Source organism: Stenotrophomonas sp. TWI169 (assembly GCF_039674705.1).
GTDB classification, from domain to species: Bacteria; Pseudomonadota; Gammaproteobacteria; order Xanthomonadales; family Xanthomonadaceae; genus Stenotrophomonas; species Stenotrophomonas maltophilia_P.
Genome location: NZ_JBDJOB010000002.1, coordinates 1 through 24,410 on the forward strand (window position 1 = coordinate 1; position 24,410 = coordinate 24,410).

A 24,410-nucleotide genomic window follows, 5' to 3' on the forward strand; every position below is an offset into this window, starting at 1 on the left:
GCCGCGCCTGTTGCCGGTGGGTGGTGGGGTGGGTGGGGTCCGGGGGGGTGTCCGCGCCAGGTAGCCCGCGGCCAAGCCTCCAGGGATGGATTCACGGCGTCCCCCGCGAACCCAACCCGTCCCGCCAAACCCTCGGCCCCGCTGTTGCTGTTGCCGTTGCTCCGGCTTCAACGGCGGGTGCAGGGCCGCAGGCCCTGCAATGCAGAACCCCTTACTTCACCCGCAGGCGGCTGTGCCGGAAGCCGTAGCAGAAATAGATCACGAACCCGAAGAACGTCCACACGCCCATCAGCATCCAGTTGTGCATGGTCATCGTCGACAGCAGCGCCAGGCAGCTGAGCACGCCCAGGCTGCAGATCAGCCACGCCATCGGCATGCGGAACGGGCGCGGCAGGTCCGGTTGGGTGCGGCGCAGGATCAGCACGCCCGCACACACCGCCGCGAAGGCGATCAGCGTGCCCATCGAGGTCAGTTCGCCGAGCACGTCCAGCGGGAACAGCGCAGCCAGCAGGGCGATGCCGATTCCGGTGATGACCGTATTGATATGCGGAGTGCGGTACTTCGGATGGATCCGGGTGAACACGGGCGGCAGCAGGCCATCGCGACCCATGATCATGAAGATGCGCGGCTGCGCGATCACCATCACCAGTACGACCGAAGAAAGGCCGACCAGTGCCCCGATTTCCACCACCACCCGCAGCCAGCCCAGCTGGGGATGCGCCGCGACGGCGGTGACCACCGGCTCATCGGTGCCGAGCAGGGTGTACGGCACCAGGCCGGTCATGACGGCCGCCATGGCGATGTACAGCACCGTGCAGACCACCAGCGAGAGCATCATGCCGATCGGCATGTCGCGCTGCGGACGGTGTGACTCCTGGGCCGCCACCGAGACCGCCTCGAAACCGATATAGGCGAAGAACACCATGGCAGCGCCACGCAGCACGCCCTCCATGCCGTACTTGCCGGGCCCCTGATTCTCCGGAATGAACGGGGTCCAGTTGGCCGGATCGACGTACTTCCAGCCAACCACGATCACCAGCACGATCAGGCCGGTCTTGAGCACCACCATGGCCATGTTCATGGCCGAGGACTTGCTGATGCCCACGTAGCACAGCCAGGTCAGCAGCAGCACCAGGATGGCCGCCGGCAGGTTGGCGATCGCGCCGGTCGGGCGCAGCTGCCCGTCCAGCGGTGCGCTCACCAGTGCGGCCGGCAGGTGGATGTCGAAGTGACTGAGCAGGCTGAGGAAGTAGCCGGTCCAGCTGACCGCCACTGCCGAGGCGGACACGCCGTACTCCAGCACCAGCATCCAGCCGATGAACCAGGCCGAGAGCTCGCCGAAGGTGGCATAGGTATAGGTATAGGCGCTGCCCGAGACCGGCACCATCGAGGCGAACTCGGCGTAGGCCATGGCGCAGAACGCGCAGCAGATGGCGGCCAGCACGAAGGACAGCATGATGGCCGGGCCGGCATGGTTGGCTGCGGCCTGTCCGGTGATGACGAAGATGCCGCCGCCGATCACTGCGCCGATGCCCAGGGCGGTCAACCCCCAGGGTCCGAGGTGGCGGCGCAGGCTCAGGCCATTGGCGTCTTCATGGGCGGCATGCGGGTGCTTGGTGGCCCAGAGTTGCTTGAACATGTGTGGGGATCTTGTCGATGCGCGCCGGGTGGGTGCGCGGGCGGAAACACTGGCAGGAGCAGACGGGCCGGCGCAGGGCCGGCCCGCAGGTTCAGGCGGACTTGGCCAGCTTGCTGTTGCGCATGCCGTAGCCGAAGTAGATCAGCAGGCCCAGCACGGTCCAGCCGACGAACAGATGCCAGTGCACCACGAAGGCCTGCCAGAACAGGAACAGGCAGGCCGCCGCGCCCAGCGGGCAGATGATCCACACCACCGGCACGCGGAACGGACGATGCAGCTCCGGACGGGTATAGCGCAGAACCAGCACGCCGATGCATACGGTTGCGAACGCCAGCAGGGTACCCATCGAGACCAGTTCGCCCAGCACGTTCAGCGGCATCAGGCCGGCCAGTGCCGCAGCGATCACACCGACCACGATCGTGGCCCAGTACGGGGTGCGGAAGCGGGCATGGACCTTGCCGAAGAACTTCGGCAGCAGGCCGTCGCGGGAGATCGTGTAGGCGATGCGGGTCTGGCCCATCATCATCACCAGCACCACCGAGGACAGGCCGGCGATGGCGCCGATCTCGACTGCGGTCTTCAGCCAGGACAGGCTGGCATAGGGCTCCAGCGCGGTGGCCACGGGCTTGTCGGTGCCCAGCAGGTGATACGGCATCATGCCGGTCAGCACGGCGCAGACGATGATGTAGACGAGGGTGCACACGGCCAGCGACCCGAGCAGGCCGATCGGCATGTTGCGCTGCGGGTCCTTGGTTTCGCCGGCTGCGGTGGAAACCGCGTCGAAGCCGATATAGGCGAAGAACACGATGGTGGCGGCACGGAACACGCCGCTCCAGCCGAACTCGCCGGATACGCCGGTGTTTTCCGGAATGAAGGGCTGCCAGTTGGCCGGATCGATGTGGGCGGCGCCGAAGCCGATGAACAGGCAGATCACGGTGACCTTGATGGCCACGATGATGGCGTTGACGAAGGCCGACTGGGTCACGCCGACATACAGCAGGCCCGAGACCGCAGCGACGATCAGGACCGCCGGCAGGTTGAACAGCTTGCCGGAAGAGATGAACTCGCTGCCGGTCCATGCGATCGGTGCCGCACTGAGTGCGTCAGGGAACGGCATGTGCAGCGTGGTGGTGATGAAACTGATCAGGTAGGCCGACCAGCCCACCGCGACCGAGGCCGAGGCGAACAGGTACTCCAGTACCAGGCACCAGCCGATGAACCAGGCCATGCCCTCGCCGAGCGTGGCGTAGGAGTAGGAGTAGGCGCTGCCCGATACCGGCATCATCGCGGCGAACTCGGCGTAGCACAGGCCGGCGAGTGCACATGCGATGCCGGCGAAGACGAACGAGAGCATCACTGCCGGGCCGGCGTGGTTGGCCGCGGCCTGACCGGTCAGTACGAAGATGCCTGCACCGATCACCGCCCCTACGCCAAGCAGGATCAGGTGTTTCGCCGTGAGGGTCCGTTTCAGCGTGGCTTCGCCGTCCAGGCTGCCTTCGATGGGTTCGCCGGCATCGACGTGCCCGGCCGGTTGCACCGGCTTGACCCTCAACAGAGCTTTCAGCATGCAGTACTTCCCTAATGATCGGTTTGGGGGCCGTCGATACGTTGCCGGCAGCCCTGAATGGTGAAGGCCGCGCGAACGGCCCGCTGTACCTTAGCCAAAGCTGAAGCCAACGCACAAGCGCAATCGCAACAATGAGCGGCGATAATGAACAGTATTTTTCCGAACCACCCCCATTCATGAGCCACACCGCCGAAACCCTTGCCGCGCTTGATGATCGCCTGCGCAGTCTGCTGCGGGACCATGCGCGCCTCGAGCCCGCCCACGACGCCCTGGCTGCCGAATTCGGCACATTGCTGGACGATCCGGAAGATCCGTTCCGGCGCGAGCGGTTGGCCGGCCACTTCACCGCCAGCTGCTGGCTGGTCAGCGCCGATGGCCAGCGCCTGCTGCTGACCCATCACCGCAAGCTGCAGCGCTGGCTGCAGCTGGGCGGCCACGCCGACGGCGACCGCGACCTGGCCCGGGTGGCGCTGAAGGAGGCAGAGGAGGAGTCGGGGCTGTCCGGGCTGGTGCTGGACGATCCGGCGATCTTCGACCTGGACAAGCACTGGATCCCCGAACGCGGGGACGTGCCGGGGCATTGGCACTACGACGTGCGCTTCGTGATCCGGGCGCTGGGTGGCGAGGACTTCGTGCTCAGCGAGGAATCGCTGGACCTGGCCTGGCGGCCGGTGACCGAAGTCGCGGCCGACCCGGAATCGGACGAATCGATGCAGCGCATGGCGCGCCGGTGGTTGGCGCGCTGACGGGGACGTCCACCTCATGCGCGGGCCGCCGGGCATGGCCCGGCGCTACCGTGATCGTGTGGACAGTGCCGGGCCGTGCCTGGCGAACCTTCAATCAATACAGGATGCGGGTGCGCAACGTGCCCGGAATGGCTGCCAGTTCTTCGCGCACCGCGGTGGCCTGCTCCTCGCTGGCGGTGATGTCGATCACCACGTAACCCACCTTCGGGTCCGTGCGCAGGAACTGGCCGTCGATGTTGACGTTGTGGCGCGAGAAGATCTCGTTGACCTTGGACAGCACGCCCGGCACGTTCTGGTGGATGTGCAGCAGGCGCAGGCTGTCTTCGTGTTCGGGCAGGGTCACTTCCGGGAAGTTGACCGCCGACAGGGTGCTGCCGTTGTCGCTGTAGCGCACCAGCTTGGCGGCGACTTCCACGCCGATGTTGTCCTGCGCTTCCAGCGTGCTGCCGCCGACATGCGGGGTCAGGATCACGTTGTCGTGGCGGGTCAGCGGTGATTCGAAGATGTCGCCGTTGCCCTTCGGCTCCACCGGGAACACATCCAGTGCAGCCCCACCGACATGGCCGCTGGCCAGCGCTGCGTCCAGCGCATCGATGTCGACCACGGTGCCGCGCGCCGCATTGATCAGGTGCGCGCCCTTGCGCATCTTCGCCAGCTCGGTGCTGCCGATCATCCACTGCGTGGCCGGGGTCTCCGGCACGTGCAGGGTAACGATGTCGGCACGTGCCAGCAGGTCGTCCAGGCTGGCCGCGGCACGCGCATTGCCCAGCGCCAGCTTGGTTTCCACGTCGTGGAAGATCACCTGCATGCCCAGCGATTCGGCCAGCACGCCGACCTGGGTGCCGATGTGGCCGTAGCCGATGATGCCCAGCGTCTTGCCCCGTACCTCATGGCTGCCGCTGGCGGACTTCGACCAGCCGCCGCGGTGGCATTCAGCGTTCTTCTGCGGGATGCCACGGGTCAGCATGATCGCCTCGGCGATCACCAGTTCGGCCACGCTGCGGGTGTTGGAATAGGGCGCGTTGAACACCGGGATGCCGGCCAGCTCGGCCGCGTCCAGATCGACCTGGTTGGTGCCGATGCAGAAGCAGCCCACCGCGATCAGGCGCTTGGCCTCGGCCAGCACCTCGGCGCTGAGCTGGGTGCGCGAACGGATGCCGACGATATGCGCCTCGGCGATGCGCGCCTTCAGTTCGTCCTCGGGCAGCGCCTTGGTGTGCGCCTCGATCTGGCTGTAGCCGGCGGCGCTGAATACCTCCACGGCGGTCTGGCTGACCCCCTCCAGCAACAGCACGCGGATATCCTGCTTCGGGAACGAGGTCTTCTTCGGCGACATGGGGCAACACGGCCAGTGGGACAGGGGCTGACCACTATGCCAGATCGGACCGCCCATGGTGCAGTGCGCAATTGGTTGCATCCGTAGCTATCTGTGCGGCACTGCGGGGCTGGACGCTGGCGCGTGCCACTGGCACGCTTGCCCGTTCGTCACGCACCGCGCTGGACCGACATGACCGATTCCCGCATTGCCTCGCTGCTGCAGGCCTGTCCCGGCCTGAAGCTGAAGACCGACCCATCCGACCTGGAGCATTACGGTCGTGACTGGACCCGGCGCTGGACGCCGGCGCCGCTGGCGATCGCGCTGCCGGCCACGGTCGAGGAGGTGCAGGCGGTGATGCGCTGGAGCGCGGCCGAAGCGGTTGCGGTCGTGCCCTCCGGCGGCCGTACCGGGCTGTCCGGCGGCGCGGTAGCCGCCCACGGCGAACTGGTGCTGAGCCTGGAACGGATGAACAAGGCCCTGGCCTACGACGCGGTCGACCGGACCCTGGTGGTACAGGCCGGCATGCCGCTCGAAGCGCTGCACAACGCCGCGCTGGAGCATGGATTGATCTATCCGGTCGACTTCGCCGCGCGCGGATCGTGTTCGATCGGCGGCAACATCGCCACCAATGCCGGCGGCATCCGCGTGATCCGGTACGGCAACACCCGTGAATGGATCGCCGGATTGAAGGTGGTCACTGCCAGCGGCGAACTGCTGGAATTGAACAAGGGCCTGATCAAGAACTCCAGCGGCTACGACTTCCGCCAGCTGCTGATCGGTTCAGAAGGCACGCTGGGCGTGATCGTCGAGGCGACGGTGAAGCTGACCGATCCCCCGCCGGCCAGCAACGTGATGCTGCTGGCGTTGCCCAGCTTCGAGGTGCTGATGCAGGTATTCGCCGCCTTCCGTGCGCGCCTGCAGCTGCAGGCGTTCGAGTTCTTCACCGACCGGGCGCTGGAACACGTGCTGGCACATGGTGCGCAGGCGCCGTTCGACGAAGTGCATCCGTACTATGTCGTGACCGAGTTCGCTGCCAATGACGAGGCACAGGAAGCCGCGGCCATGGCGGCCTTCGAGGACTGCATGGGCAACGGCTGGGTCAGCGACGGCGTGATCAGCGCCAGCGACGCACAGGCGGCCCAGCTGTGGCGCCTGCGGGAGGGCATCACCGAATCACTGGCGCGCTACAAGCCCTACAAGAATGACGTCTCGGTGCGTATCTCGGCGATGCCGGCATTCCTGGCCGAGACCCAGGCGCTGATCGGCCAGGCTTATCCACACTTCGATGTGGTCTGGTTCGGCCATATCGGCGACGGCAACCTGCACATCAACGTGCTGAAGCCGGACGACACCAGCGACGCCGAGTTCCTTGCCCAGTGCGAGCAGGTGACCAAGCTGCTGGCGCAGGTGCTGGCGCGTTTCGATGGCAGCATTTCGGCCGAACATGGGATCGGCCTGGTCAAGAAGGGTTACCTGGACAGCACGCGCGGACCGGCGGAAATCGCGTTGATGAAGGCGGTCAAGCGTGCGTTCGATCCCGAAGGGCGGCTGAACCCGGGCAAGCTGTTCGACGCCTGATCTGGGCAAACCCTTCACGCACCCGTTACGCTCCACCCATTCCTTCAACCGGCCTGCGACCGATGATCCGACCGTTCCTGCTGATTGCCCTGCTGTCCCTGCCGCTGGCCGGCTTCGCTTCCAGCTTCGCCGGCACCTCGGCCGGTTCGGCAACCGGTGCATCGTCCGGCTCGTCGGGCAGCAGCTCGGGCGACGACAAGGTCGTGCGCGCAGCGCGCGATGATGCCGCGGCCTTTGTCGCCAGCGACGGCCAGATCCGTGGCGCGCGCCTGCAGGCCGCGCTGGTCCATCTGCGCGAGCAGGACGCTGCCGCGCAGCAGCAGAGCGATCTGGAACTGGCGCGCGCCCTGCTGGCGCGTTGATCCGGGCCGCATGCCGCCCGCGGTTTCGCTTGCCGTGGCGCCGGCCGATGCACGGCTGAACGTCTTGCGTACGCGGGCAGCAGCAGATGCCGGCCGCGACCCGGCGCTGTCCAAGCGTGCCCTGCATGCAGGATGGGGTATCGCATTGGCGTGGCTGGCGATACCGGTGGCGCATGCGACCGACCGCCTGCAGCTGGACCCCGCAGGCCTTGATGCAGCACAACAACGGCTGGCCCGGCAGACTCTGGCCGACGTGCAGTCGCTGCTGCCCGAGGGGCTGCTGCGCGCGTTGCCGCCGCAGGTGCAGGTGCGCTGGAGTGAGGCCCTGCCGGCCGATGTGCACGGTCGGGCCTTTGGCGGACGCGTGTCGCTGCGTCGCGACCTGCTGGATGAGGAGGTGCCCGGCGCCCGCCGCGCGCGACGCAGCGCGCTGGTGCACGAACTGGCCCACGTTGCCGACCGCAACGGTGCAGGCTGGTCGCGCAGCGCGCGCTGGCGCGATCTGTCCGGCTGGCAGCGCAGGCCGTGGCATCTGGGCCGCGGTGACAATGATTTCCGTGACCGCAGCCCGGATCCCTACGAGCTGACGGATGCGGCCGAGTACCTGGCAGTGAATGCCGAGCATTTCCTGCTCGATGGTGCGTTCGCCTGCCGCCGTCCAGCCCTGGCGCAGTGGTACCGGGCGCATTTCGGCACGCCGCCATCGCTGCCACGCCCGCACTGTCACGCGACCCTCCCATTGCTGCAGGCCGAAGCGGAGGAGGGGGCAGCCTCGTTGCTGCAGCTGGATCCCGCGCGCGTCTATGCGGTGGACTACCTGTTCGCTGAAGGCAGCCGGCAGCCGATGAGCCGCTGGGGCCACAGCATGCTGCGGCTGGTCATCTGCCGGCCGGGCCGGACGCCGGGACCAGCGTGCCGACTGGATCTCGAACATCACCGCGTACTGTCCTTCCGCGCGTTCGTGGGTGATGTGCAGATTTCCAACTGGCGTGGCCTGACCGGCGACTATCCGTCGCGCTTGTTCGTGCTGCCGCTGCAGCAGGTGGTGGATGAATACACCAAGGTCGAGCTGCGTGGCCTGCAGTCGCTGCCCCTGCGCCTGCAGCGCGAAGAAATCGCCAGCCTGCTGGAACGCACCGCGCAGGTGCATTGGACCTATGACGGACGCTACTACTTCGTCAGCAACAACTGCGCGGTGGAGACTGCGAAACTGCTGCAGGCCGGCGTGCCCCGGCTCGGCCAGGCCGGGCTCGCCCAGCTCACCCCGCGGGGACTGCGGCGTCGGCTGGCACGGCTGCATGTTCTGGACGACCAGGTCCTGGCGGATCGGGCGGGTGCGCAGGCCCAGGGGTATTACTTCGCCTCCGCGCGTGATCATTACCAGCAGCTTTTTTCCGTGGCTGCCACCCAGCTCGCCTTGCCGGCGCGCGACGTGCGCGCATGGCTGAATCTGCCCGCGCGCGAGCGCGGCCCCTGGCTGCTGCAGGGTGATCTGCGCGCAAGTGCTGGCCTGCTGCTGCTGGAACAGGCCGCGCAGCGACGCGCGGAGCTGCGCGCGCGTGATGTGCTGAAGCGCCGTCTGCTGGCGGCGCCGGAGAGCGCTGAGGCACGCAGTCTGCGTGAACTGCTGGACCTGAGCGGGCAGTGGCTGCGTCCCGGGGAGCTGCTGGCGGACGGCGGCTACGGCTTGCCGCTGCCTGAGGAGCAGGTACTGCTGGCCGACCGCGTTGCGCTGGCCAGCGCCCAGGCGGTGCCGGCATGGCGGACCCTGCGCATGCAGCTGCGGCAGCAGCTGCCGGCGTCGCAGCGGGGGGAACTCGATGACATCGACGCGAACCTGGCGGTGCTGGGTGAGCGTCTGCGACGGCAGGCGACGCCTACTGACGCGGCAGTTCGATGACGAAGCGGCTGCCGCCGCTGCCACCGGGCGCGCAGTAGACCTTTCCGCCATGTGCATCGGCGATGGCCTTGACCACGGCCAGGCCCAGGCCGCTGCCACCACCCTGGCGCGAACGTGAACCGTCGGCGCGCATGAAGGGGCTGAAGATGTCCGCGTGCAGTGCCGGATCGATGCCGGGGCCCTCATCCTCGATGGCAACCTGCACGTGTCCCGGGGTGTCATGCACGGCAATCCGCACCCGGCCCGGGCTGGCGTAGCGCCGTGCGTTCTCCAGCAACGCAAGAAGCGCCTGCCGCAGGCGGGTCGGATCGCAGTGGGCGTTGTGCTCCTCGCGGCTGGTCTCCAGTTCCAGCACGAAGCCGGCCGCGCGGAACTGGGGATCGACCAGGGTCATCACCGAGTGCACTTCGGCCACCACATCGGTACGGGCGCGGCGCACGTCCAGCCGGGCGTTGTCCGCCAGGCTCAGCACGCGCAGATCCTCGATCAGCCGCGACAGCCCTTCCACCTGCGCCAGCAGGCTGCGGAACTGCGATTCGTCGGGGTGGAACACGCCTTCGGCCAGGCCCTGCAGGCGACCGCGCAGGATGGTGACCGGCGTGCGCAGTTCGTGGGCGATGGCGGCGTGCCACATCATCCGTTCGCTTTCCATGTGCTGCAGGCGGCGCGCCATCGCGTTGAAGTCGTCGACCAGCGCGGCGACCTCGCCGGGAGAGTTGCCGTCGGCGCTGGCACGTGCGCCCAGGTCGCCGCTGGCCAGCGCGCGCACGCTGTCGACCAGCGAATTCAACGGGGACAGGATACGGTGGGCGAGGCGGAACGATGCGGCGATCGCAAGGGCCAGCCCGGTCAGGATGACACCGACCATCCAGGCCAGTTCGGGACCGGTGGGCAGCCAGCTTTCCGGCTCGACCGTACTGGCCGGCGAAAACTCGACCAGCACCGCATACAGCAGCCAGGACGAGAGGATCATCATCACGATGACGCCGATCACCATCAGCGACATCGAGACGACGATGTGCCGGCTGAGCCCGGACCGGCGCATCAGCGGTCGGCCATCAGGCGGTAACCGACGCCGCGCACGCTGGCCGGGATGTTGACCATGCCCACGTCGTCCAGCTTGCGGCGCAGCTTGCTGACATGGCTGTCGACCGTGCGCTCCAGCGCTTCACTCTCAGGCAGGCATTCATGCATCAGTTCGCTGCGGCTGAAGATGCGGGTCGGTGCCAGGGCCATGCAGTGCAGCAGCTTGAACTCGGTCAGCGTCAGCAGGACTTCATGGCTGTAGCCATCGCCTTCCACATGCACGGCATGGGTTGCCGGATCGATCAGCAGCTGCCCGATGCGCAGTGCCGCCGGTGCATCCACGCGTGAGGATCTGAGCGTCCGCCGCAGCACCGCGCGCACGCGCGCAGCCACCTCGGCCGGGTTGAACGGCTTGACCACGTAGTCGTCGGCACCCATGCGCAGCGCGGTCAGCTTGTCCAGGTCCTGGTCGAGCGCGGTCAGCATGATCACCGGCGTTTCCCCGCGCTGGCGCAGCTGGCTCAGCACGCTCCATCCGTCCAGCCGCGGCAGTTGTACATCCAGCAGGACCAGGTCCGGACGCATGTTGCGGTGCAGGTCCAGTGCACTGTGGCCGTCGCCGGCGCGCAGGGTGCGCAGGCCCTCACGTTCAAGATAGGCAGTGAGGATGTCGGCGATCTCGGCCTCGTCCTCCACGATCAGGACCAGGGCGGCGAGGGCAGTGGAGGCGTGCATGCGTGGATCAGGCCATAAGGTGCTTGCCTCCATCGTATCTCCACACTTCCTCCATCGAAACCCCATCATCGCCGCGCAGACTGCGCGCTTCATGACCTATCCGCCGCGCCTGCGGCATTGTGCACAGCAATGAGAACCTTCAGGACCCCGGCCGCGTTGATCGCGGTCCTCGCCTTGGCCATGACGGCCTGTTCCTCGCCCGAAGCCAGCCCCGAACCCGCACCGCGCGTGAGTGTGGTCACCGTCGGCCCACAGGTCGTGCAGCGCGACGATGAGCTGCCGGGCCGCGTGACGGCCGTGCGTACCGCACAGATCCGTGCGCAGGTCGGCGGCATCGTGCAGCGTCGCCTGTTCGAGCAGGGGGCCGAAGTCACCGCCGGGCAGGCGTTGTTCCAGATCGATCCGGCGGCCTTCCGTGCGGACGTCGATTCGGCGCTGGCGGCCCTGCAGCGCAGCGAGGCGGCGCTTGCCCGCAGCCGTGTGCAGTCGCAGCGGCTGCACGCCCTGGCGGCGGCGCAGGCCGTCAGCCAGCAGCATCGCGACGACGCCAGCGCCGAGTACGAGCAGGCGCGCGCCGCGGTGAATGAAGCCCGGGCGATTCTTGCCCGCCGCCAGCTGGACCTGCGCTATGCGACGGTCAGCGCGCCGATCAGCGGACGCATCGATCAGGCATGGGTGACCGAGGGAGCGCTGGTCGGCGTGGCCGATGCCGAGCCGATGGCGGTGGTGCAGCAGATCGACCAGGTCTACGTGGATGTTCGCCAGCCTGCGTCCCAGCTGGAGTCGCTGCAGCGCAGCGCCGCGAGCGGTGGACAGTCGTCGGTGGCGATCATCGGCCCGGCGGGCCGGCCGTTGTCGGAACGTGGCGAGCTGCTGTTCTCCGGCATCAGCGTCGATGCGCGTACGGGCGATGTGATGCTGCGCATCCTGGTGAACAACCCGCAGCGCCAGCTGCTGCCCGGAATGTACGTACGGGCAAGAGTGCCGCGCGGTGCTCCGTCCAGTGCGCTGGTTCTGCCGCAGCAGGCCGTACTGCGCAGTGCCGGTGGTCAGGCCTACGCCTGGGTGGTCGGCAGTGACGGCAAGGCGGTGATCCGCACGCTGGAGATCGATGGCAGCGTGGATCGGCAGTGGCTGGTCCGGAATGGCCTGAAGGCGGGCGAGAAGGTGGTCGTCGAAGGCCAGGAGCGCCTGCAGGAGGGCGTGGTGGTCCAGATGCACGACTGGTCACGGCCCGTCGCCATTGCCGGGGCTGCACCGTCAGGTCGTCAGGGCTGAGTCCGCCAGGACCCGGCCGATCCAGGAAAACCCAACATGGCACGTTTCTTCATCGATCGCCCGGTGTTCGCCTGGGTGCTGGCGATCTTCATCATCCTTGCCGGTGTCCTGGCGATTCCGCGGTTGGCCGTGGAGCGCTACCCGGCAGTCGCTCCGCCCAGTGTCAGCATCTATGCGAGCTATCCAGGCGCAAGCCCGCAGACATTGAACGATGCGGTGGTCGCGCTGATCGAGCGCGAACTGTCCAGCGTCAAGCACCTGCTGTACTTCGAATCGTCGGTGGATACCTCCGGGGAGGCGTCGATCACGGCGACCTTCCAGCCGGGAACCAACCCCGAACTGGCCCAGGTCGATGTGCAGAACCGGATCAAGGCGATCGAGCCGCGGTTGCCGCGCAGCGTGCGCCAGAACGGGCTGTACGTGGAGGCGGCCGATTCCGGTTTCCTGATGCTGGTCGGCCTGCGTTCGCCGGATGCCAGCGTCAGCGAGGCCGCGCTGGGTGACTTCATGGCGCGCAACATCATCGAGGAACTGCGCCGCATCGACGGTGTCGGTCGCGTGCAGCTGTTCGGCGCGGAGCAGGCGATGCGCGTCTGGCTCGATCCCACGCGGCTGACCGGGTACGGCCTGACCATCGGTGACGTGGCCAGCGCCATCGAGCAGCAGAACCTGGAGATCGCACCGGGTCGCATCGGCGACTCCCCCGGTCTGCCCGGCCAGCGCCTGACCGTGCCGCTGACCGCCGATGGCCAGCTGTCCACGCCCGCGCAGTTCGCTTCGATCGTGCTGCGTGCGCGGGCGGATGGCTCGCGGGTACTGCTGGGTGACGTCGCCCGGGTCGAACTGGGGGCGCAGAGCTACGCCTGGGGTACCCGAGAGGATGGTCAGCCTGCGACGGCGGCGGGCGTCCAGCTGCGGCCCGGAGCGAACGCCGTACGCACTGCGGCAGCGGTGCGCGAAAGGATGGCCGAGCTGGCGCCGCTGCTGCCGCGTGGTGTCGAGGCGAGCATTCCGTTCGATACCGCACCCTTCGTCAGCATCTCGATCCGCAAAGTAGTGCAGACACTGCTGGAGGCCATGCTGCTGGTGTTCGCGGTGATGTACCTGTTCCTGCAGAACTGGCGCTATACGCTGATACCTGCCGTGGTCGCGCCGATTGCGCTGCTGGGTACGTTCGCGGCGATGCTGGCGCTGGGGTTCTCGATCAACGTCCTCACCATGTTCGGCATGGTGCTGGCGATCGGCATCATCGTCGATGATGCGATCGTGGTGGTCGAAGGCGTGGAACGGATCATGGCCGAGGAGGGGTTGCCACCCCGCGAGGCGACGATCAAGGCAATGCGCGAACTGACCGGCGCGGTGATCGGCATCACCCTGGTACTGACCGCGGTGTTCATTCCGATGGCGTTCGCCAGTGGTTCGGTAGGCGCGATCTACCGTCAGTTCACCGTGGCGATGTCGGTATCGATCCTGTTCTCCGCACTGCTGGCGCTCAGCCTCACGCCTGCACTGTGCGCCACGCTGCTGCGCGGAAGTACACGCGGGCATCATGGCCGCAGTGGCCTGTTCGGCGCCTTCAACCGCGGCTTCGAGCGGATGACCGGCCGCTACCAGCGTGGCGTGGCCGCTGTGCTGCAGCGAAGCGGGCGCGTGATGGGGGTGTTCGTCGCACTGGTGGCAGCGCTTCTGCTGGGCCTGAACGGGTTGCCCGGGGCATTCCTGCCGGAGGAGGACCAGGGGTACTTCATGACCTCGATCCAGCTGCCGGCCGAGGCGACCACCGAGCGCACGCTTGCCGTCGTTGAAGCGTACGAACGTCACGTGGCCTCGCGCCCCGGCGTTGCATCCAACCAGTCGATCCTCGGGTACAGCTTCTCCGGCTCGGGGCCGAGTGCGGCACTGGCCTACACGATGCTGAAGGATTGGGGGGAGCGTGCCGGTGCGACGGCTGCCGGCGAGGTGGAGGCGGTACGGAAGGCGATGTCGACGCTGGTCGAGGGCGAAGTCATGAGCGTGATGCCGCCGGCCATCGACAGCCTCGGCCGCTCGTCAGGCTTCTCGCTGGCGCTGCAGGCGCGGACCGGGCAGACCCAGGCCGAGCTGCGCGCTGCCCTCCAGCAGCTGCTGCAGCTGGCCCAGGCCAGCACACTGCTGTCCGATGTGCATGCCGATGGAATGCCCGCAGGTACCAGCGTCCGGCTTGACATCGATCGCGCCAAGGCCGAGGCGATGGGCGTGGCGTTCAGCGAGATCAGCGGAACGCTGTCGGCGGCAATGGGCTCGCAATACGTCAACGACTTTCCGAACAAGGGACGGCTGCAGCAGGTCATCGTCCAGGCCGATGCGCCGTACCGGATGGAGCTGGGCGACGTGCTCAAGCTGTATGTCCGCAACAGCGAAGGGGGCATGGTGGCGCTGTCGGAGCTGGTCGATCCGCAGTGGACGGAAGCGCCCCTGCAGCTGCAGCGCTATCTCGGCTTCCCGGCATTGAATCTGTCCGGCGCGCCCGCGTCGGGCGTTTCCACCGGGCAGGCGATGGACGAGATGGAGCGCCTGGCCCGGCAGCTGCCGGCGGGCTTCGCACTGCAGTGGACCAGTCAGTCGCTGCAGGAGCGCGAGTCCGGCGCGCAGGCCCCGTGGTTGCTGCTGCTGTCGATGCTGGTGGTGTTCCTGGTCCTGGCGGCGCTGTACGAGAGCTGGTCCATACCAATGGCGGTGATGCTGGTGGTGCCGCTGGGCCTGCTGGGAGCCGTAGCGGCGGTGCTGCTGCGGGGCATGCCCAACGACGTTTTCTTCAAGGTCGGCATGATCACGGTGATCGGCCTGTCGGCGAAGAACGCGATCCTGATCGTCGAGTTCGCGCGACAGCTGCAGCAGCAGGGACGCGGGCTGGTGGAAGCGGCCGTGGAGGCAGCGCGCCTGCGCCTGCGGCCCATCGTGATGACGTCGCTGGCGTTCGCGCTCGGCGTGGTGCCCCTGATGGTGGCGCAGGGTGCCTCGAAGGAAACACAGCAGGCAATCGGTACCGGTGTGTTCGGTGGCATGGTCAGCGCGACCGTGCTCGCGGTGTTCTTCGTGCCGGTGTTCTATGTGGTGGTGCAGGGGGTGCGGCAACGGATCGCGCGGCGCCTGCGCAGGCGCCGGCCACTGCCGGAAGGATCTACGGATGGGAACGGATAACGGTCAAACGCTGCACGACGTACAGCTGAAGGCGCTGGAACGGCGCCTGTGCCAGGCCCTGATCGAGGGTGATCGGCAGGCACTGTCGCTGCTGTTGTCGCCGGCGATGTTCATGATGGATGGCGATGGCGGGCGTCTGTTTGATCTGCCCTGGCTGGATGACTGGTTGGGCGGGCACCTGCAGGTGCGGGTGCTGCATCTGCAGGCGGTGGACACCCTGCTGTGCGGTCGGCTGGCGCTGCTGTCCAGCCCGGTGCAGATGGTGGTCGTCCGGCACGGGCAGGAGCAGGCATTGCGGGTGCGTCTGTTGCGGGTCTGGGCCTGTAGTTCCGGCGGGGAGGGCGCGCAGCTGCTGTCGATGACGGTGCTCGCGGCGTGAACGCGATCACATCGGTTTCAGCGCCGGCTCATCGCCGGATGATAGGGTGGTTATCTTCAGTACGGTCGACAAGGAGTCGAGTCATGCGTGTAGTTTCCAGTCTGTCGACGGCTTCGCTGGCCCTGGTGCTGGCGGCCTGCCAGCCATCGACACCGCCTGCCGCAGCAGGTGGCACGGCTGACCCGGCGCCGCCGGAGCCGCAGCCGCTGTCCACGAACTCGACCGCCAGCCAGACGGCCTATCAGTGTGGCGATCTGGCCGTGCGTGCGACGTTCAACGGCGAGGACGCAGCCACCGTGGTGATCGGGGATCGCACGTTCGCCATGACCTCCGAGCGTGCTGCTTCGGGGGCGAAGTACGGCGACGGGCAGGGCAACAGTTTCTGGACGAAGGGCCACGACGACGGGCTGCTCAGCCTGAAGGGCGAAGTGGACCGCGAGTGCCGCGCGGTGGAGACCACGGAAGGCGACGGCCGTGCCGGTGCTGCCGCGTTCAGGGCGACCGGCAACGAACCGGGCTGGCTGGCGGTGGTCGACGGTGACACGCCGGGCCTGCAGGTGCAGGTCGATTATGGCCAGCGGCACTTCGACGTGGGCGCGCCCAACCAGGGGGCGGACGGGTGGAGTGGCAAGGCTGCGGACGGTACCGACATCAAGCTCACCTTCCAGCGCACGACGTGCACGGACGACATGAGCGGCGAGCCGTTCGAGGCGAAGGCGATGCTGACCGTCGGCACGCGCCAGTACCATGGGTGTGGCAATTTCGGCGCCAGGCAGCCGTAAGTTGGTCGGCAGAGCCGAGCGGGGCTCGGCTCTGCCAGGCGCGTGCGGTCAGCTCAGTCCGCGCGGCCTGCGAACTCGCCGGTGGCAGTGTTCACCAGCACGCGTTCGCCATTGACGATGTACTCCGGCACCATGATCTCGATCCCGGTATTGAGCTTGGCCGGTTTCGGACGCTTGGTGGCGGTGCCGCCCTTCAGTTCCGGCGGGGTCTCGATCACTTCCAGCACCACCGAGGCCGGCAACTGGATGGCCACCGGCTGCTCGTCGATCACCTGCACGTAGATGCCGGTCAGGCCATCGGTGATGTAGCCGGCGTCGTCGCCGATGACGTCCGCATCCAGGGTGTAGGGGGTGTAGTCCTCGTCATCGAGGAAGACGAACGCATCGCCATCCTTGTACGAATAGGTGGACTGGCGGCGCAGCAGTTCGACCTCGACCAGATTGTCGTCGGCATCGAAGCTGGCATCGAGCTTGTTGCCGCCCGGCACGCTGTACATGATGAAGCGGAAGCGGACGTTGCCACCCCGGCCCTGCGGGGAGCTGCGCTCGATGTCGCGGATCTGGTAGACGCCGTTGTTGTACTCGACGACGTTGCCCTTCTTGATGTCGTTGGCTTTCATGGTGATCTGGGTCGTTGGGGGTGGACGCCGTCCCGGCGCCCGGGGGAATCACTTCGGAGCGAGGCGGGTAGCGCCGTCCAGGCGGATGGTCTCGCCATTGAGGTAGGTGTTGCCGAGGATGAAGCCGACCAGGCTGGCGAAATCCTCCGGCTTGCCCAGCCGCGACGGGAACGGGATCGAGGCGGCAAGCGACTGCTGTACGGCTTCGGGCATGCCATCGACCATCGGTGTCCAGAACACGCCCGGGGCGATGGTGTTGACGCGGATGCCGAAGCGCGAGAGCTCGCGGGCCATCGGCAGCGTCATCGACACCACACCGCCCTTGCTGGCGGCGTACGCGGCCTGGCCGATCTGGCCCTCATAGGCGGCGATGCTGGCGGTGTTGATGATGACACCCCGTTCGCCATCGGCGCCGGCCTCGTTGTGCTGCATGCGGTTGGCGGCGGCCTTGGCCACGTTGAAGCTGCCGACCAGGTTGACCATCACCGTGCCCTGGAAGCCGGCCAGCGGCATCGGACCTTCCTTGCCGAGCACACGGCCAGCGCCGAGGATGCCGGCGCAGTTCATCGCCACGTTGAGCCCGCCGAGGAAATCGTGGGCCTGGTCGATGGCCGCCGCCACGGCAGCTTCATCACTGACGTTGACGTTGAAATAGCGGGCGTTGTCGGCACCCAGCGTGGCGACGGCGGCGCTGCCTTTGTCGTCGTTGAGGTCGAACAGGGCCACCTTGCCGCCTTGGGCGACGAGGTGCTCGGCCACGGCCAGGCCAAGGCCGGAAACGCCGCCGGTGATCACGGCACGTACGGAAGACAGCTGCATTGCACGGTCCTGCAGGTTCGAGAACCGCCGATTCTAACGGAAGCCACGACCGCTGCCGTTGTGCACCGCGCCGCCCGGAGCCCGGGCGACGCGCCCTGATGAATCAGACGGCCGCGAGGGCCTGGCCGGTGCGGCTGGCGGTCGCACGCCCGAGCAGGCCGGCCAGCCAACGACCGGTTTCCGCCAGCGCCGGCAGGTCCACCCCGCTGTCCAGGCCAAGGCCCTGCAGCAGATAGACCACGTCCTCGCTGGCGACGTTGCCGCTGGCGCCTTTCGCGTAAGGGCAGCCGCCCGCGCCGGAGACGGCGCTGTCGACCACGCGCACGCCTTCTTCCAGGCAGGTGGCGATGTTGGCAATGGCCTGCCCGTAGGTGTCATGGAAGTGCACGGCCAGCGCGCTCATCGGGATCTCCGCGGCGACTGCCTGCAGCATCGCCCGCGCCTTGCGCGGCGTGCCGACGCCGATCGTGTCGCCCAGCGAGATCTCATAGCAGCCCATCTGGTGCAGGGCGCGCGCCACCCGCACCACATCGGCCAGGGGGACCTCGCCCTGGTAGGGACACCCCAGCACGGTGGAGACATAGCCGCGCACCCGTACGCCATCGGCGGCGGCGCGGCGCAGGATCGGCTCGAAGCGGGCCAGCGACTCGTCGATGCCGGCGTTGGTGTTGGTGCGGTTGAACGCCTCGGAGGCGGCCGTGAACACCGCCACTTCCTCCACGCCGACCGCGAGCGCCCGCTCGTAGCCCTGTTCATTCGGTACCAGCACTGGATAGTGGATGCCGGGCCGGCGCTGGATGCCGGCATAGACCTCAGCGGCATCCGCCAGCTGCGGCACCCACTTCGGGCTGACGAAACTGGTCGCTTCGATGCTGCGCAGGCCGGTGGCCGACAGGCGGTTGATGAGCTCGATCTTGTCGGCCGTAGAGACCGGTTGCTTTTCGTTCTGCAGGCCGTCCCGCGGGCCGACCTCGACGATGCGGACGTAGTCGCTCATGCCTCCGTCTCCGCAGCGGGGCGCTGGCAGACCGCCTCGATGTTGTTGCCGTCCGGGTCGAGCACGAAGGCGGCGTAGTAGTTCGGGTGATACCAGGGACGTACGCCGGGACCGCCATTGTCGCGTCCTCCGGCGGCCAGGGCGGCGGCATGGAACGCGTCCACCTGCGCGCGGCCGGTACAGGCGAAGGCGACGTGCACGCCATGGCTGACGCTGCCGCCATTGCCGATCCAGAAGAACGGCTTGCCATCGCGGCCGAAGCCGACCTGGTCGTGGGTGCCGGTCTGCTCCGCGGTGACTTCCATCACCACGCCGATCTGCAGTGGGGCCAGTGCCTGGCTGAAGAACGCCCTGCTGCGCGCCAGGTCGGTGCTGGTCAAACCAAGATGATCGAGCATGTTCAGGCCTCCGTGACCCAATGGGGGGCGCGCTTGTCGAGGAAGGCGCCCAGGCCTTCCTGACCCTCGGCCGAGACCCGCAGGCGCGCGATCAGGGCGGCATTGTCGCGGTCGAGCGCATCGCGGTCATGGCTGTCACGGACCTGCCGGACCAGGCGCTTGGCCGACGCTGAGGCGATCGGGCCGGCCTTGTCGAGCAGGGCCAGCTGGCGCTGCACCGCCTCGTCCAGCCGCTCCGGTTCCACCAGCTGGTGCACCAGGCCGATGCGCAGCGCGGTGTCGGCGTCGAAGTGCTCGCCGGTCGCGAACCAGCGGCGGGCCTGACGCGGCCCGATCGCCTCGATCACGTACGGCGAGATCACGGCCGGCAGCAGGCCAAGGCGGCTTTCGGTCAGGCCGAACCGGGCGCTGGTGCTGGCGATGGCGATGTCGCAGCAGGCGACCAGACCGACACCCCCGCCGAAGGCGGCACCGTGGACCCGGGCCAGGGTCGGCTTGGGCAGTTCGTCCAGGGTGCGCATCAGGCGCGCCAGGGCCAGAGAATCCTCGCGGTTGTCAGCCTCGCTGGCAGCGGCCATGCCCCGCATCCACTGCAGGTCGGCACCGGCCGAGAAGGATGCGCCGTGGCCGGCCACCACCACCGCGCGCACCGCGTCTTCCCGCCCGGCCGCCTCCAGCGCGGCGGTCAGCCGGGCGATCAGGCCGGCATCGAAGGCGTTGTGCAGCTCCGGCCGGTTCAGCCAGAGGGTGAGGACGGCGCCACTGCGCTCGATCTGCAAAGCATCGTTCATGGGATTCCAGGGTCACTCCATACCTGTATGGATCATAGCGGGCCATTGGTCATGGGCCATGACGCGACGCGGGAATGTTAGAATCGAGAACCATTTACATCCAGCAGAGAACAGGCTAGATGACGCTGTCCGAACTGCCCCTGCATACCTCGGCCGTGGTCGACTCCGTGCAGGACCTGCATGCCAACGATGCCATTGCCCGCCGCCTGCGCGAGCTGGGCTTCGTCAAGGGCGAGGAGGTCCGCCTGGTGGCCAAGGGCCCACTGGGGGGAGAGCCGTTGCTGGTGCAGGTCGGGTTCACCCGTTTCGCACTGCGTATCAGTGAAGCCAAGCGCGTCGTGATCGACGCTGCCAGCCAGGAAAGACGTGCATGACCGCATCCGCCACTGCCGCCCCCCTGCGCATCGCGCTGGTCGGTAACCCGAACAGCGGCAAGACCGCCCTGTTCAACCAGCTGACCGGCAGCCGGCAGAAGGTCGCCAATTACACCGGCGTGACCGTCGAGCGCAAGGAAGGACGCCTGCGCGCACCCTCCGGCCGCGAGTTCGCCGTGCTTGACCTGCCGGGTGCGTACAGCCTGCACCCGGCGAGCCTGGACGAGGCGATCACCCGCGACCTGTGCCGCGGCTTCTATCCGGGCGAGGCCGCGCCGGACGTACTGTTGTGCGTGATCGATGCCACCAACCTGCGCCTGCACCTGCGCTTCGCACTGGAACTGCGCGAGTTGGGCAAACCGATGGTGGTGGCGCTGAACATGGTGGATGCGGCCGAGCGCCGTGGCATCCAGCTGGACGTGGCAGCGCTGGAGCGCGAGCTGGGCGTGCCGGTGGTCGAGACCGTGGCGGTACGCAAGCAGGGTGCGCGTGCGCTGGTCGAGCGCCTGGACCGCATGGTGCCGCACCTGGATGCGCCGGTACCGCCGGCCGAGGACGGCATCGACTACCACGCCCGGGTACGCGACATCCTGGCGGTGGCCGTGCGCATGCCGGCACGCACCGCGAAGATCGACGACACGCTTGACCGCTGGCTGCTGCATCCGGTGTTCGGACTGGTGACGCTGGTCGTGGTGATGTTCCTGATCTTCCAGGCGGTGTTCGCCTGGGCGACACCGCTGATGGATGGCATCGAGGCCGGCTTCGGCTGGCTGGGCGAGGTGGTCGGTGGCGCGCTGCCGGAGGGGCCGCTGACCAGTCTGCTCACCGACGGCATCATCGCCGGCCTGGGAGGCGTGGTGGTGTTCCTGCCGCAGATCCTGATCCTGTTCGCGTTCATCCTCGCGCTGGAAGAGTCCGGCTATCTGCCACGTGCAGCGTTCCTGCTCGATCGGCTGATGGCCGCGGCCGGCCTGTCGGGGCGTTCGTTCATCCCGCTGCTGTCCAGCTTCGCCTGCGCGGTGCCGGGCATCATGGCCACCCGCAGCATCCAGGATCCACGCGACCGGCTGGCGACGATCCTGGTGGCGCCGCTGATGACCTGTTCGGCCCGCCTGCCGGTGTATGCCCTGCTGATCGCCGCCTTCATTCCCGATGGCAAGGTCGGTATCTTCAACCAGCAGGGCCTGGTGCTGTTCGGACTGTACGTGGCCGGCATCCTCAGCGCGCTGGCGATGTCGTGGGTCATGAAGAAGTGGCGCCGCGACAAGAGCGAGCATCCGCTGATGCTGGAGCTGCCCTCGTACCGTATTCCGCATCCGCGTGATCTGGCAGTCGGCCTGTATGAGCGCGGCATGATCTTCCTGCGGCGCGTGGGCGGCATCATCCTGGCGTTGACCGTGCTGCTGTGGTTCCTGCTGTCGTTCCCCGGTGCGCCCGCCGACGCCACGCTGCCGGCCATCGATTACAGCTACGCCGGCCGCATCGGCCATGCAATGACCGCGGTTTTCGCCCCGCTGGGTTTCAACTGGCAGATCTGCATCGCACTGATTCCGGGCCTGGCCGCGCGTGAAGTGGCGGTTTCGTCGCTGGCGACGGTGTACGCGCTGTCCGCGGCCGACGACGATGCGGCGATCTCGGCGCTCACGCCGGTGGTGGCCGATGGCTGGTCGCTGGCCACGGGCCTGTCGCTGCTGGTGTGGTTCATCTATGCGCCGATGTGCATCTCCACGCTGGCCACCATCAAGCGTGAGACCAACTCGTGGAAGAAGATGGGTTTCGCGGCGTTCTACCTGTTCGCAGCGGCCTACGTTGCAGCGCTGATCACCTACCAGGTGACCGTGGCGCTGGGAGGCGGCTGATGGACGCAGGACTGCTGCTCCAGTACCTGCTCGTTGCGCTGGCCGTGCTGGTCAGCGCGTGGGTCGTACTGAAAAAGCAGTTCCCCGGCACCGTGCGCAGGATGCGCGGTGCCTTGGCACTGGCGCTGCTCAAGCCCGGCCGCGCCGGCTGGCTGCAGGCGCTGGGCCGCAGGATCGCGCCGCCTGTCAGTGGCGGCGGCGGTGCCTGTGGTGGCTGCGACAGCTGCGGGCCGACGCCGCCGAAGCAGCACTGACGATGGCGGGAGAGAGCGGGGGCTGCTGCGCTCGCCGAAGCGTCAATCCCGCACCAGCCCACCGTCCACCACCAGATTCTGGCCGGTGACCGCGCGCGCCCAGGGGCTGGCGAAGAACAGCGCGGCGTCGGCGAACTCGGCCGGCGTGGTCACGCTGCGCAGTGGCGTGTTGGCGGCGATGTAATCGAACACCGCCTGCGGTGTCGCCGCGCTGGCATCGGTGCTGCGCAGCAGGCCGCCGGACAGCATGTTGACGGTGATGCCCTGCGGCCCCAGGTCGCCGGCCAAGGTGCGGGTCAGCGAAAGCAGGGCGGCTTTGGCGGCCGTGTAGTCGTGATAGGGCACCACCGGGTTCTGGAACAGATTGGTGCCGATGTTGAGGATGCGGCCGAAACCGCGCGCCTGCATGCCGGGCAGGGCGGCCTGCACGGTGTTGAGCGCGCCGCGCACGCTGCCTTCGAACTGCGCCTGGAACGCCGGCCAGCCAATGTCGGCGGCGCCGTCGCGCGCATCACCATTGAAGGAGAAATCGGCCAATGCGTTGTTGACCACGGTGGTCACGCCCTGGCCGAAATGCGCCAGCGCCTGCTGCAGCAGTGCCTCGATCTGGCTCCGGTCGGTGACGTCGGCGCGGAGCGCGAGTGCCTGCCCGCCCAGCTCCACCGCCAGCGCACGTGCGGCCGCCTCGCTGCGGTGGTAGTTGATGATGACCCGGGCACCCTGCGCGGCGAATGCGCGGGCGATATGCTGGCCAAGGCCGCGGCCAGCGCCGGTGACCAGTACCAGCTGTTCGCTGATCTGCATGGGAGATGCGGTCCATTGCATGAAGAGTCCTGCAGCGTAGCAGCGATGATGCTTGCCGGACCGGGCATGCTGCCGCTAGCCTGCGGGGCATGAACCAGACTCCCCTGCGATTGCTCATTCACGGCGCTTCCGGGCGCATGGGCCAGGCCCTGCTGCGGCTGGCCGCCGATCATCCCGAAACCCTGCAGATCGTGGCGGCGGTGACCGGCCGCGCGCCGGCCCAGCGGGTGGTCGACGGAGTGCCGTTCTTTGCCGCCAGCGAGCTGGCAGGGGCGCCGGCATTCGATGTGGCCATCGACTTCAGCCTGCCGGAAGGCTTCGATGCGATGCTGGCCCTGTGCGTTGAACGCGGCGCAGGCCTGGTATCGGGTACCACCGGCATCTCCAGTGCGCAGCGCCAGGCGCTGGACGCCGCCGCGGCGCGCATTCCGCTGGTATGGGCTTCGAACTTCAGCCTCGGTGTCGCGGTGCTGGACGAGCTGGTCGAGCGCGCTGCGCAGGCCCTGTCGGGCTGGGACTGCGACATCGTGGAATCGCACCATACGCAGAAGAAGGATGCGCCCTCGGGAACGGCACTGACCCTGGGCGCAGCCGCACAGCGGGGTGGGGCGGATCCGCAGTACGCCAGCCTGCGGGCCGGCGATATCGTGGGTGAGCATCTGGTGCAGTTCACCGGCCTGGGCGAGCGCATCGAACTGGTCCACCGGGCGACCAACCGCGACATCTTCGCCCGCGGTGCGCTGTTTGCCGCCCGCCAGCTGCAGGGGCGGACGCCCGGGAGCTACCGGGTGCGCGACCTGCTGGACACCCCGGCGGACTGATTCACGGGGTCGGATCCCTTTCCCACGGAAAGGGATCTGACCCCTCGCCGCGATTGGGGTCAGAGCCCTTTTCCCACATGAAAAGGGATCCGACCCCGGCCATCGCGCTTTGCACACGCGGGCGTATTGAAATGAATACGCAGTCGCCTGTTCATGAAGCGACTCAACCGCTGGCGCGAGCGC

The 24,410-nt window shown here is 67.8% G+C and carries 23 protein-coding genes; 12 read left to right on the plus strand and 11 right to left on the minus strand.

The window, feature by feature from the left end; genetic code table 11:
- Window positions 1–211: 211 nt before the first annotated feature.
- Both ABE543_RS01770 and ABE543_RS01775 read right to left on the minus strand, forming a co-directional pair.
- Window positions 212–1,639 carry an amino acid permease gene (locus tag ABE543_RS01770; RefSeq protein WP_346475215.1) on the minus strand — a complete coding sequence of 476 codons (1,428 nt, stop codon included), beginning with the start codon at window positions 1,637–1,639 and terminating at the stop codon, window positions 212–214.
- Window positions 1,640–1,730: 91 nt separating this feature from the next.
- Window positions 1,731–3,206: an amino acid permease gene (locus tag ABE543_RS01775; RefSeq protein WP_053519499.1), complete on the minus strand. Its 1,476-nt coding sequence runs from the start codon at window positions 3,204–3,206 to the stop codon at window positions 1,731–1,733.
- Window positions 3,207–3,337: 131 nt separating this feature from the next.
- Here ABE543_RS01775 and ABE543_RS01780 point away from each other — a divergent pair, with 131 nt between their 5' ends.
- Window positions 3,338–3,952, plus strand: coding sequence for an NUDIX hydrolase (locus tag ABE543_RS01780; protein ID WP_081279755.1), 615 nt, complete (start codon window positions 3,338–3,340; stop codon window positions 3,950–3,952).
- 94 nt (window positions 3,953–4,046) lie between these two features.
- Here the strand turns inward: ABE543_RS01780 and serA are convergent, their stop codons facing one another.
- Window positions 4,047–5,288, minus strand: coding sequence for a phosphoglycerate dehydrogenase (serA, locus tag ABE543_RS01785; protein WP_111186471.1), 1,242 nt, complete (start codon window positions 5,286–5,288; stop codon window positions 4,047–4,049).
- Between the two features lie 171 nt (window positions 5,289–5,459).
- On the opposite strand from serA, the gene ABE543_RS01790 reads away from it, so the two are divergent.
- The 3 genes from ABE543_RS01790 (at window position 5,460) to ABE543_RS01800 (ending at window position 9,110) form a co-directional block, all read left to right on the plus strand.
- Entirely contained in the window at window positions 5,460–6,848 is a 1,389-nt protein-coding gene (locus tag ABE543_RS01790; RefSeq protein ID WP_053519502.1) for an FAD-binding oxidoreductase, read from the plus strand.
- Between the two features lie 62 nt (window positions 6,849–6,910).
- On the plus strand, window positions 6,911–7,210 hold the full coding sequence (locus ABE543_RS01795; RefSeq protein ID WP_053519503.1) for a DUF2388 domain-containing protein: 300 nt from the start codon (window positions 6,911–6,913) through the stop codon (window positions 7,208–7,210).
- Window positions 7,211–7,355: 145 nt separating this feature from the next.
- On the plus strand, window positions 7,356–9,110 hold the full coding sequence (locus ABE543_RS01800) for a DUF4105 domain-containing protein (RefSeq protein WP_262218474.1): 1,755 nt from the start codon (window positions 7,356–7,358) through the stop codon (window positions 9,108–9,110).
- Here ABE543_RS01800 and ABE543_RS01805 read toward each other — a convergent pair.
- Together ABE543_RS01805 and ABE543_RS01810 are read right to left on the minus strand one after the other, a co-directional pair.
- The gene (locus ABE543_RS01805; RefSeq protein ID WP_053519504.1) at window positions 9,088–10,155 is read right to left on the minus strand and encodes an ATP-binding protein; all 1,068 of its coding nucleotides are present in this window, start codon (window positions 10,153–10,155) and stop codon (window positions 9,088–9,090) included. The genes ABE543_RS01800 and ABE543_RS01805 overlap by 23 nt on opposite strands.
- Window positions 10,155–10,871: a response regulator gene (locus tag ABE543_RS01810; protein WP_180876004.1), complete on the minus strand. Its 717-nt coding sequence runs from the start codon at window positions 10,869–10,871 to the stop codon at window positions 10,155–10,157. The genes ABE543_RS01805 and ABE543_RS01810 overlap by 1 nt, the downstream gene beginning before the upstream one ends.
- Before the next feature lie 129 nt (window positions 10,872–11,000).
- Here ABE543_RS01810 and ABE543_RS01815 point away from each other — a divergent pair, with 129 nt between their 5' ends.
- The 4 genes from ABE543_RS01815 (at window position 11,001) to ABE543_RS01830 (ending at window position 16,490) form a co-directional block, all read left to right on the plus strand.
- The gene (locus ABE543_RS01815) at window positions 11,001–12,149 is read left to right on the plus strand and encodes an efflux RND transporter periplasmic adaptor subunit (protein ID WP_111186469.1); all 1,149 of its coding nucleotides are present in this window, start codon (window positions 11,001–11,003) and stop codon (window positions 12,147–12,149) included.
- A 36-nt stretch (window positions 12,150–12,185) separates the two neighbouring features.
- A complete protein-coding gene (locus tag ABE543_RS01820) occupies window positions 12,186–15,329 on the plus strand; it encodes a multidrug efflux RND transporter permease subunit (protein ID WP_346475216.1) in 3,144 nt (1,047 codons plus the stop codon).
- A complete protein-coding gene (locus tag ABE543_RS01825) occupies window positions 15,316–15,708 on the plus strand; it encodes a nuclear transport factor 2 family protein (RefSeq protein ID WP_277381718.1) in 393 nt (130 codons plus the stop codon). The genes ABE543_RS01820 and ABE543_RS01825 overlap by 14 nt, the downstream gene beginning before the upstream one ends.
- Before the next feature lie 83 nt (window positions 15,709–15,791).
- Entirely contained in the window at window positions 15,792–16,490 is a 699-nt protein-coding gene (locus ABE543_RS01830) for an MliC family protein (RefSeq protein ID WP_053519509.1), read from the plus strand.
- A 53-nt stretch (window positions 16,491–16,543) separates the two neighbouring features.
- Here the strand turns inward: ABE543_RS01830 and yeiP are convergent, their stop codons facing one another.
- The 5 genes from yeiP to ABE543_RS01855 all read right to left on the minus strand — a co-directional run bounded on the left by yeiP (window position 16,544) and on the right by ABE543_RS01855 (window position 20,115).
- A complete protein-coding gene (gene yeiP, locus ABE543_RS01835) occupies window positions 16,544–17,110 on the minus strand; it encodes an elongation factor P-like protein YeiP (protein WP_005409468.1) in 567 nt (188 codons plus the stop codon).
- Window positions 17,111–17,158: 48 nt separating this feature from the next.
- Window positions 17,159–17,929: an SDR family oxidoreductase gene (locus ABE543_RS01840; RefSeq protein WP_346475217.1), complete on the minus strand. Its 771-nt coding sequence runs from the start codon at window positions 17,927–17,929 to the stop codon at window positions 17,159–17,161.
- A gap of 103 nt (window positions 17,930–18,032) precedes the next feature.
- Window positions 18,033–18,926 carry a hydroxymethylglutaryl-CoA lyase gene (locus tag ABE543_RS01845; protein ID WP_053519511.1) on the minus strand — a complete coding sequence of 298 codons (894 nt, stop codon included), beginning with the start codon at window positions 18,924–18,926 and terminating at the stop codon, window positions 18,033–18,035.
- Window positions 18,923–19,324, minus strand: coding sequence for a VOC family protein (locus ABE543_RS01850; protein ID WP_346475218.1), 402 nt, complete (start codon window positions 19,322–19,324; stop codon window positions 18,923–18,925). Before ABE543_RS01850 ends, ABE543_RS01845 begins: the two co-directional genes overlap by 4 nt.
- A gap of 2 nt (window positions 19,325–19,326) precedes the next feature.
- A complete protein-coding gene (locus ABE543_RS01855; protein ID WP_053519513.1) occupies window positions 19,327–20,115 on the minus strand; it encodes an enoyl-CoA hydratase/isomerase family protein in 789 nt (262 codons plus the stop codon).
- Window positions 20,116–20,234: 119 nt separating this feature from the next.
- Between ABE543_RS01855 and ABE543_RS01860 the strand changes: the two genes are divergently transcribed.
- The 3 genes from ABE543_RS01860 to ABE543_RS01870 are packed head-to-tail and all read left to right on the plus strand — an operon-like array spanning window position 20,235 to window position 22,602.
- Entirely contained in the window at window positions 20,235–20,489 is a 255-nt protein-coding gene (locus ABE543_RS01860; RefSeq protein WP_053519514.1) for a FeoA family protein, read from the plus strand.
- Window positions 20,486–22,348 (plus strand): ferrous iron transport protein B, encoded by a 1,863-nt coding sequence (gene feoB, locus ABE543_RS01865; protein WP_053519515.1) that lies wholly within the window; start codon window positions 20,486–20,488, stop codon window positions 22,346–22,348. The genes ABE543_RS01860 and feoB overlap by 4 nt, the downstream gene beginning before the upstream one ends.
- Window positions 22,348–22,602, plus strand: coding sequence for a DUF6587 family protein (locus ABE543_RS01870; RefSeq protein ID WP_065175605.1), 255 nt, complete (start codon window positions 22,348–22,350; stop codon window positions 22,600–22,602). Before feoB ends, ABE543_RS01870 begins: the two co-directional genes overlap by 1 nt.
- A gap of 42 nt (window positions 22,603–22,644) precedes the next feature.
- Here the strand turns inward: ABE543_RS01870 and ABE543_RS01875 are convergent, their stop codons facing one another.
- Entirely contained in the window at window positions 22,645–23,406 is a 762-nt protein-coding gene (locus ABE543_RS01875) for a 3-oxoacyl-ACP reductase (RefSeq protein ID WP_277381720.1), read from the minus strand.
- 89 nt (window positions 23,407–23,495) lie between these two features.
- Here ABE543_RS01875 and dapB point away from each other — a divergent pair, with 89 nt between their 5' ends.
- Window positions 23,496–24,227 (plus strand): 4-hydroxy-tetrahydrodipicolinate reductase, encoded by a 732-nt coding sequence (gene dapB / locus ABE543_RS01880; RefSeq protein ID WP_346475219.1) that lies wholly within the window; start codon window positions 23,496–23,498, stop codon window positions 24,225–24,227.
- Window positions 24,228–24,410: the final 183 nt, after the last annotated feature.

Excerpts from the sequence above, each read along its gene's own strand:
- ABE543_RS01770 (WP_346475215.1), bottom strand. The coding sequence starts at position 1,639 with ATGTTCAAGCAACTCTGGGCCACCAAGCACCCGCATGCCGCCCATGAA.
- ABE543_RS01775 (WP_053519499.1), bottom strand. The coding sequence starts at position 3,206 with ATGCTGAAAGCTCTGTTGAGGGTCAAGCCGGTGCAACCGGCCGGGCAC.
- ABE543_RS01780 (WP_081279755.1), top strand. The coding sequence starts at position 3,338 with ATGAGCGGCGATAATGAACAGTATTTTTCCGAACCACCCCCATTCATG.
- serA (WP_111186471.1), bottom strand. The coding sequence starts at position 5,288 with ATGTCGCCGAAGAAGACCTCGTTCCCGAAGCAGGATATCCGCGTGCTG.
- ABE543_RS01790 (WP_053519502.1), top strand. The coding sequence starts at position 5,460 with ATGACCGATTCCCGCATTGCCTCGCTGCTGCAGGCCTGTCCCGGCCTG.
- ABE543_RS01795 (WP_053519503.1), top strand. The coding sequence starts at position 6,911 with ATGATCCGACCGTTCCTGCTGATTGCCCTGCTGTCCCTGCCGCTGGCC.
- ABE543_RS01805 (WP_053519504.1), bottom strand. The coding sequence starts at position 10,155 with ATGCGCCGGTCCGGGCTCAGCCGGCACATCGTCGTCTCGATGTCGCTG.
- ABE543_RS01810 (WP_180876004.1), bottom strand. The coding sequence starts at position 10,871 with ATGCACGCCTCCACTGCCCTCGCCGCCCTGGTCCTGATCGTGGAGGAC.
- ABE543_RS01815 (WP_111186469.1), top strand. The coding sequence starts at position 11,001 with ATGAGAACCTTCAGGACCCCGGCCGCGTTGATCGCGGTCCTCGCCTTG.
- ABE543_RS01820 (WP_346475216.1), top strand. The coding sequence starts at position 12,186 with ATGGCACGTTTCTTCATCGATCGCCCGGTGTTCGCCTGGGTGCTGGCG.
- ABE543_RS01825 (WP_277381718.1), top strand. The coding sequence starts at position 15,316 with ATGGGAACGGATAACGGTCAAACGCTGCACGACGTACAGCTGAAGGCG.
- ABE543_RS01830 (WP_053519509.1), top strand. The coding sequence starts at position 15,792 with ATGCGTGTAGTTTCCAGTCTGTCGACGGCTTCGCTGGCCCTGGTGCTG.
- yeiP (WP_005409468.1), bottom strand. The coding sequence starts at position 17,110 with ATGAAAGCCAACGACATCAAGAAGGGCAACGTCGTCGAGTACAACAAC.
- ABE543_RS01840 (WP_346475217.1), bottom strand. The coding sequence starts at position 17,929 with ATGCAGCTGTCTTCCGTACGTGCCGTGATCACCGGCGGCGTTTCCGGC.
- ABE543_RS01845 (WP_053519511.1), bottom strand. The coding sequence starts at position 18,926 with ATGAGCGACTACGTCCGCATCGTCGAGGTCGGCCCGCGGGACGGCCTG.
- ABE543_RS01850 (WP_346475218.1), bottom strand. The coding sequence starts at position 19,324 with ATGCTCGATCATCTTGGTTTGACCAGCACCGACCTGGCGCGCAGCAGG.
- ABE543_RS01855 (WP_053519513.1), bottom strand. The coding sequence starts at position 20,115 with ATGAACGATGCTTTGCAGATCGAGCGCAGTGGCGCCGTCCTCACCCTC.
- ABE543_RS01860 (WP_053519514.1), top strand. The coding sequence starts at position 20,235 with ATGACGCTGTCCGAACTGCCCCTGCATACCTCGGCCGTGGTCGACTCC.
- feoB (WP_053519515.1), top strand. The coding sequence starts at position 20,486 with ATGACCGCATCCGCCACTGCCGCCCCCCTGCGCATCGCGCTGGTCGGT.
- ABE543_RS01870 (WP_065175605.1), top strand. The coding sequence starts at position 22,348 with ATGGACGCAGGACTGCTGCTCCAGTACCTGCTCGTTGCGCTGGCCGTG.
- ABE543_RS01875 (WP_277381720.1), bottom strand. The coding sequence starts at position 23,406 with ATGCAGATCAGCGAACAGCTGGTACTGGTCACCGGCGCTGGCCGCGGC.
- dapB (WP_346475219.1), top strand. The coding sequence starts at position 23,496 with ATGAACCAGACTCCCCTGCGATTGCTCATTCACGGCGCTTCCGGGCGC.